The sequence below is a fragment of the Blastomonas sp. genome, assembly GCF_041747255.1.
Lineage (GTDB): Bacteria > Pseudomonadota > Alphaproteobacteria > Sphingomonadales > Sphingomonadaceae > Blastomonas.
In genome coordinates this window covers 1-4381 of the sequence record NZ_JBGTFM010000473.1, presented here as the reverse complement: position 1 = coordinate 4381, position 4381 = coordinate 1, and the positions used below count along the sequence as shown (strand labels likewise).

The window sequence follows — 4381 nt, the reverse complement described above, 5'->3', positions numbered from 1 at the left end:
GCGGTGACCGATCTTCTGGGCGACAAGGTGCAGTTGGTTGGCGATGACCTGTTCGTCACCAACCCGGCGCGGCTGTCGATGGGCATCGACAAGGGTCTGGCCAACAGCTTGCTGGTCAAGGTCAACCAGATTGGCACGCTCACCGAGACGCTGGAAGCGGTCGATATGGCGCACCGCGCGGGCTATACGGCGGTGATGTCGCACCGCTCGGGTGAAACCGAAGATGCGACGATTGCCGACCTTGCGGTCGCGACCAATTGCGGTCAAATCAAGACCGGCTCGCTCGCCCGATCCGACCGGTTGGCGAAATACAATCAGCTCATCCGTATCGAGGAGGAGCTTGGGGCAAGCGCCCATTACGCTGGCGCTGCGATCTTCGGTTAACCCATTTCGTCGCATCGCACAGGATTGCGCTTGTAACCCCCGTAAATCTGTGATTCATAGTGGTTAATGCCGATACGCAAACCCGCACCCAGATCGATTGGCGCAGCAATCGCTTCCGGCTGTGCGCTGGTCGCGTTGCTGATGATCGGTGCCTATGCGCTGCTCGGCCCAACCGGGGTGCTGGCATGGAGCAGCTATCGCCAGCAGCTTGATGTGCGCAAGGTCGAGCTGAGCGAACTCAATGCAGAGCGTGATGCGCTGGCGAACCGGGTGAGGCTTCTCGATCCAAAGGCGGTCGATCCCGATCTGGTGAGCGAACTGATGCGCAGCGAGCTGAATGTCGCGCATCCTGACGAGATTATCGTTCCGCTGAAATAATGCGCCTTTTGTGGCGGTCAGGCCTTGGCATTCGAGGCAATTTATCGACGATGAAAAGCGCCTAAGCCGTTGCGTCATCCGCGTGGTTGCATCTATACATGCGCACACAGCTCACCGACGCCGTCCGGCACCGATCCTTCCACTGAAAGGCATCCGTCTTGGCCAAGACTCCCTCCCCGAAATCCGCCGACAGTGCAAAACCTGCGCGCAAGGCACCTGCCAAAGCGAGCGGTTCAGACGCGGCTGCGGGCGCCGGTTCAGTCCTGCCCGAGGCCGGGAGCAACCATCCGCGTCCGCGCGACCCCGTGCGTTACGAAGCGACCGCTGACGAGCTGCTGCATTTCTACAAGGAAATGCTGCTGATCCGGCGGTTTGAAGAACGCGCCGGGCAGCTTTACGGACTGGGGCTAATCGGCGGTTTCTGCCATCTGTATATCGGTCAGGAAGCGGTGGCGGTCGGGCTGCAGTCGGCACTCAAACCGGGCAAGGACAGCGTCATCACCGGCTATCGCGATCATGGCCATATGCTCGCTTACGGGATCGATCCGAAGGTGATCATGGCCGAGCTGACCGGGCGGGCTGCGGGCATTTCGCGCGGCAAGGGCGGATCGATGCACATGTTTTCGACCGAGCATCGCTTTTATGGTGGGCATGGCATTGTCGGCGCGCAGGTCGCGCTGGGTGCAGGCCTCGCCTTCAGTCACAAATACACCGAGGATGGCGGGGTGTGCATGGCCTATTTCGGCGATGGCGCGGCCAACCAGGGACAGGTCTACGAGAGCTTCAACATGGCGGCTCTGTGGAAACTGCCGATCATCTTCGTGATCGAAAACAACGGCTATGCGATGGGCACCAAGGTCTCGCGCGGCAGCGCAGAAACCGAGTTTTACCGGCGCGGCGATTCCTTTCGCATCCCCGGCATGCAGGTCAACGGCATGGACGTTCTCGAGGTGAGGGGGGCTGCCGAGGCAGCGGTCGAATATGTCCGTGGCGGCAACGGGCCGTTGCTGATGGAGCTGAAAACCTATCGCTATCGCGGCCATTCGATGTCCGATCCGGCCAAATACCGCAGCCGCGAGGAAGTGCAGAACGTGCGCGAAAAATCCGACCCGATTGAGGGCGCAAAGGCGCAGCTGGTTGAAATGGGCGTGGCCGAAGATGCGCTGAAGACCATCGACAAGGAGATCCGCGCCATTGTCAGCGAGGCGGCAGACTTTGCCGAAACCTCGCCCGAGCCGGAGCTTGCCGACCTGTATACCGATGTTCTGGTGGAGCAATATTGATGGCCATCGAAATCAAAATGCCCGCCCTGTCGCCGACGATGGAAGAAGGGACGCTTGCCAAATGGCTGGTGAAGGAAGGCGACACAGTTTCGTCCGGTGATATTCTGGCGGAAATCGAGACCGACAAGGCGACGATGGAATTTGAAGCCATTGATGAAGGGACGATTGCCAAGATCCTCATCGCCGAGGGCACGGACAATGTGAAGGTGGGCGAGATCATCGCGCTGATTCAGGGCGAGGGTGAAGAGGCCGCCGCACCTGCACCCGCACCTGTCGCCGAGAAGGAAGTGCCCGCCACCGAAACATCTGCGCCAGTGACGCAATCCGCCAAGGAAGCCGCTGCTGAGGCAATTGTGCCCGCCAAGCGCGCGACGGTCAGCGATCCTGCGATCCCGGAAGGCACCAAGATGGTGCCCACCACGGTGCGCGAAGCCCTGCGCGATGCGATGGCCGAGGAAATGCGCCGCGACGACCGCGTGTTCGTGATGGGTGAAGAGGTTGCCGAATATCAGGGGGCATATAAGGTCACGCAGGGACTGCTCGACGAATTCGGTCCCCGCCGTGTGATCGATACACCGATCACCGAATATGGCTTTGCCGGCATCGGTGCAGGCGCGGCGATGGGCGGTTTGCGCCCGGTGATTGAATTCATGACCTTTAACTTTGCCATGCAGGCGATCGATCATGTCATCAATTCGGCGGCCAAGACCAACTATATGTCGGGCGGGCAGATGCGTTGCCCGGTGGTGTTTCGCGGCCCCAATGGCGCCGCGAGCCGGGTCGGCGCGCAGCACAGCCAGAATTTCGGACCGTGGTATGCCAGTGTCCCCGGCCTGATCGTCATCGCGCCGTATGACGCGGCGGATGCCAAGGGGCTGTTAAAGGCCGCTATTCGTACCGAAGACCCGGTGGTCTTTCTGGAGAACGAACTGGTCTATGGCCGCAGCTTTGATGTGCCCGCGCTGGACGATCACGTGCTGCCCATCGGCAAGGCGCGGGTGATGCGCGACGGCAGCGATGTCACCCTGGTCACCTATTCGATCGGCGTCGGCATCGCGCTTGATGCCGCCGAAAAGCTGGCGGGCGAAGGTATTGATGCCGAGGTGATTGACCTGCGCACTCTGCGCCCGCTCGATACCGAAATGGTGCTGGAAAGCCTCAAGAAAACCAACCGGATGGTCGTGGTCGAGGAAGGTTGGCCGGTCTGCTCGATCGCCAGTGAAATCTGCGCGGTGGCGATGGACCAAGGCTTTGACGATCTCGATGCGCCGGTGCTGCGCGTCACCAATGAGGATGTGCCGCTGCCTTATGCCGCCAATCTCGAAAAGGCAGCGCTGATCGACAGTGCGCGGGTGATTGCAGCGGTGAAAAAAGTCACCTACCGCACCTGATGTCAGGCGCAGTGGTGGCGTCTGTTACACCTTGACGCATATCAGTCCAAGTACGCACAGCCCGTTATCTCCGGGTGCACTGCCGCCGCCGGACCCAGCAGCGGCCGCAGCTGCACCAGCGGCGGCAAGGTCCTCATCTGACGTCTGCGGCAGGACTGCATCATATTTGTCGCAGGTTGATTGGCGCGACGCTGCGACATTGTTGCCCGGCGGCTTGCCGATATCGCGGTTGTCGCGCACCGTATAGGCTGCTTCCTGGCGCAGTTCACGCTCATTGATAAACATTTCGCCGAACAGTGGCTTGTAGGTATAGGTCAATTCGACAAACATCACCGCTGTGCCATTGCTGGCCTTGATGGTGTCGCCTGACGGCCCCATCCCCTGGAAGCCGGTGCCGGTTGCCCCGGTGCCTTGCGCGCCATAGTTAGAATCATCGAACTTCATGCCTTTACAGCGCTGCCACATGATGGTCTGGCCGCCTTGTTCGTTGACCTCAAGGCTCGACAGGATGGTGCGGCCATCGCGGTACAGACCCGCCTGGCCGGCCTGGAGCGCGGCAGCCTGGAACACATCGTTGATCTGGTCTTCGGCTATGACCTTGGTTCCGAGCGTTGCATTCAACGTGCCAATGCGCGAGGCATTGTCGGCCATGTTCAGCGCCACCTGGCTCATCTTCATCTGGGTGATTGCCAGGTTGGCGACTTCGACCCCGAAAAATCCGAGCCCCATGAAGATCGGCAGCGTGTAGGCGAACTCAATCAGTGCAAGGCCTGCGGTGTCGCGCTTCAGACGCGCGGCAAGCGTTCGGCAGCGGTTGGTGAGTGCCCTGAGCGGATGATGGATAAGCAAGCTGTTCATGTGCAGATCACCTCTGTGGTGGCTGAGGCCTGATCGCCGAAGGGCTGGTTGCGCAGCACGGTTGCTGAAGCGATTGTCGCCTGTCCG

The 4381-nt window shown here is 60.6% G+C and carries 4 protein-coding genes and 1 pseudogene; 4 read left to right on the top strand and 1 reads right to left on the bottom strand.

Annotated elements, in window-relative coordinates; translation table 11 throughout:
• From eno to ACEW8G_RS15640, 4 genes and pseudogenes are all read left to right on the top strand, one after another.
• A pseudogene (eno, locus tag ACEW8G_RS15655) lies at window positions 1-384 on the top strand (phosphopyruvate hydratase); the annotation flags it as partial.
• 66 nt (window positions 385-450) lie between these two features.
• Entirely contained in the window at window positions 451-762 is a 312-nt protein-coding gene (locus ACEW8G_RS15650; RefSeq protein ID WP_373489325.1) for a septum formation initiator family protein, read from the top strand.
• Window positions 763-920: 158 nt separating this feature from the next.
• On the top strand, window positions 921-2045 hold the full coding sequence (gene pdhA, locus ACEW8G_RS15645; RefSeq protein ID WP_373489324.1) for a pyruvate dehydrogenase (acetyl-transferring) E1 component subunit alpha: 1125 nt from the start codon (window positions 921-923) through the stop codon (window positions 2043-2045).
• Window positions 2045-3436 (top strand): pyruvate dehydrogenase complex E1 component subunit beta, encoded by a 1392-nt coding sequence (locus ACEW8G_RS15640; protein WP_373489323.1) that lies wholly within the window; start codon window positions 2045-2047, stop codon window positions 3434-3436. Before pdhA ends, ACEW8G_RS15640 begins: the two co-directional genes overlap by 1 nt.
• A gap of 24 nt (window positions 3437-3460) precedes the next feature.
• Here ACEW8G_RS15640 and ACEW8G_RS15635 read toward each other — a convergent pair whose 3' ends face one another.
• The gene (locus ACEW8G_RS15635) at window positions 3461-4294 is read right to left on the bottom strand and encodes a TadE/TadG family type IV pilus assembly protein (RefSeq protein ID WP_373489322.1); all 834 of its coding nucleotides are present in this window, start codon (window positions 4292-4294) and stop codon (window positions 3461-3463) included.
• Window positions 4295-4381 lie beyond the last annotated feature (87 nt).

Bases quoted from the DNA above. Each gene is read 5' to 3' on its own strand.
- ACEW8G_RS15650 (WP_373489325.1), top strand. From the start codon at position 451: ATGCCGATACGCAAACCCGCACCCAGATCGATTGGCGCAGCAATCGCT.
- ACEW8G_RS15640 (WP_373489323.1), top strand. From the start codon at position 2,045: ATGGCCATCGAAATCAAAATGCCCGCCCTGTCGCCGACGATGGAAGAA.
- ACEW8G_RS15635 (WP_373489322.1), bottom strand. From the start codon at position 4,294: ATGAACAGCTTGCTTATCCATCATCCGCTCAGGGCACTCACCAACCGC.